Below are 2,376 nucleotides of genomic sequence, written 5' to 3' on the forward strand. Positions count from 1 at the left end.
GAACAAAAGAAAATGGATGGTTCGGCATCTCAAAAGATTTCCAAACAGCCGAAAATGGAGCACTGGGTTAAAAATAACAAGGCGGACTCTAAAGAGTCTGCTTTTTTTATTTTTAAACGTGTTTAAATGCCCCTACATTCAATTTTAAGAGCTTCCCCCTATAAAAGGTCATCTTTTTTATTTGAAGCTCTCAGAAACGATTCTAAGCATCCTGAAAAGCATTCTTTATTCTCAACGAGCCTTGCAACAGTTCTTGGGCTTTGCCCAAACCCACCAACGGACGGCCGTTGGATGCCAGCATTCAATCCCCCCAACCCCCCGCATCTTCGGGGGGCTCCCTCGCCGGTTGGCGTCAAACAAACGGGTTTGTTTGAGTGCTGAAAGGGTTCGGGTGGCGCTGAGCGAGTCAACTCCTTAATCCTCCCTACGGTCCGGTTACCGTTGACTCACGCCAAAATCGCATCACTGCCTAAAAAAAAAAAAGAACCCTCACCGCCAAAAACGGTAAAAGGGTTTAGGTTCTAACAACAGCTATGAATATTATAAGCCCCTGCAGGTACATCACATCAAAGAAAGCTCAAACGCTTTTTGTATGTATTCTTCCTCTGTGATTTCTCCATGAAACCGTCTTTCTAAAAGCTTTTCCTCTTCTTCCGTCAGCACTAAACCCTCAAAGCCAAGGGTTGCTCTTACATATCTCATTCCTGTTTCAAAATCACTCATTGGCACTCCCCCATAAACTAAATACAGTCCCAACCTGATAAAAGAACGGAACAGCTTTCTTTTTAAATGGCTCTAAATAAAGGGCTTTGCCCTCACTATAGCGAACCCTTTTTACGAGGTGATACGTTATGGATATGGGAATCAAATTATCATCAAAGGACGTCGCAAAACACCTCGGTATAGAGCCAGTAACTGTCCGCAAGTATGCCAGTATGCTTGAAGAACAAGGCTACTCGTTCAATAAAGATTCGAAAGGATGGCGACTCTATACCGAGGATGACGTAAAGACTTTAGAGTATCTATGTACAATGACTAAGATCAATGGACACTCACTCGACGAAACGGTAAAGCACATAGCAAGCTTATATCGTTCTAAACTGACCATATCGGATACCGCTACATCGCTACAGGACAATCCTTTAGTCGAATTCATGAAACGACAGGAAGAATTCAACCGCCACATGGCAGAACGGATGGAACGATTCGAAAAAAGACAGCAAGAAAGGCACGAGACACTCACCGCTGCATTACGTGAGTCCCTTGAGACACAAAAAATGATCGCAGCCACCAAACAAAAAAAGTGGTGGAAATTTTGGAAGGGCAATTGATTGCCCGTTTTCACCGCTCTAATTCATTGTCCTTGTATTTATTGGCTTCTCTAGGCATTCCAGCCGTACGGAAAAACGATGCCGCTAATTTCCGCATCTTTGGTAATTTTTCTTTAGCCCACTGAACCATTTTGTCTTTCCATTGTTCCAGTACGGCAACTCTCTCTTTTAGTGTCTTATTTTCTTTTTTTAACGCCTTGTTTTCTCCAGCCACTTTTTCAAGCGTTTGATTCTGCTTCTTGGCGAAACTCAAAACCTCAGCATACTGACCGTTTCTCTTATCAAGTTCCTGTTTTAGCTTTAGGCTCTCCTCAGCTTCGCGATTCCTCTCAATGATCAAGCCTTTATTTTCAGCTGACAGTTCCTTATTTTCCGTTCGTAAAGCCGTCAGCTCCTCCTTCACTTCCTGCCGCAGATCCTCACGCTGCTCTTCCGTAAATTCCTTTGCAAGCTTGCGCCGCATTTCCTTTTTGGACGCTTCAACTTCTGAATGGATCCTACTCTGCAGTTCCTGAAGCCGTTGGTCTTTTTCATCCGCCCGATCTGCTTCCTGCCGGGCGATAGACTGCCAGCGCTCCTTTTCCTGCGTTTCCGACTTCAATTGCCCCGCCAACTCGGCTGCCGTTTTAGTTTTCTGCTCCGCATAGGCATACAAAGCATGGAGTTCCCGCTCCGGCACAATGACTTTATCCTTTTTGAGCCACGCTTTTTCATGTTCAATAGTCGGCATTTTCAACTCTTCAGCCTTAGCTGTCAGCGATTCTTTTTTCACTTCTATAACTGCCTGAACAGCTTTGTTTTGCTTTTCCAGTTCCTCTCTCTGCTTTTCCTTTAAAGCAATTTCAGCATTAAGCCGCTCAAGCTCCGCTTGCCGCTGATTTATTTTATACTGGTGAACATTCTCATGCTTCTTTTCGCTTGGTTCGCCGCGCACCAGGTCAAAACCGTTTTCAACCATGTGCCGATGAAAATCATCTTGAATGGCTTTCATCTTCAATTTGCCATTAAAAAAATCTTTCGCAGAGAGTCGGCCGTCCTCCGTGAT

The 2,376-nt window shown here is 44.3% G+C and carries 3 protein-coding genes; 1 reads left to right on the forward strand and 2 read right to left on the reverse strand.

All coding sequences use genetic code 11. The features are described 5' to 3' along the window. Positions 1-561: 561 nt before the first annotated feature. Positions 562-723, reverse strand: coding sequence for a hypothetical protein (locus ACFRCG_RS48370; protein WP_014475552.1), 162 nt, complete (start codon positions 721-723; stop codon positions 562-564). 128 nt (positions 724-851) lie between these two features. On the opposite strand from ACFRCG_RS48370, the gene ACFRCG_RS48375 reads away from it, so the two are divergent. Further along, a complete protein-coding gene (locus ACFRCG_RS48375; RefSeq protein ID WP_010890187.1) occupies positions 852-1,331 on the forward strand; it encodes a DUF3967 domain-containing protein in 480 nt (159 codons plus the stop codon). Between the two features lie 10 nt (positions 1,332-1,341). Here ACFRCG_RS48375 and ACFRCG_RS48380 read toward each other — a convergent pair. Further along, positions 1,342-2,376, reverse strand: a 1,035-nt coding sequence (locus ACFRCG_RS48380; protein WP_380043043.1) for a plasmid recombination protein, incomplete at its 5' end; no start/stop codon positions are given.

This window comes from Embleya sp. NPDC056575 (assembly GCF_042793325.1).
Lineage (GTDB): Bacteria > Actinomycetota > Actinomycetes > Streptomycetales > Streptomycetaceae > Embleya.

Bases quoted from the DNA above. Each gene is read 5' to 3' on its own strand.
- ACFRCG_RS48370 (WP_014475552.1), bottom strand. From the start codon at position 723: ATGAGTGATTTTGAAACAGGAATGAGATATGTAAGAGCAACCCTTGGC.
- ACFRCG_RS48375 (WP_010890187.1), top strand. From the start codon at position 852: ATGGATATGGGAATCAAATTATCATCAAAGGACGTCGCAAAACACCTC.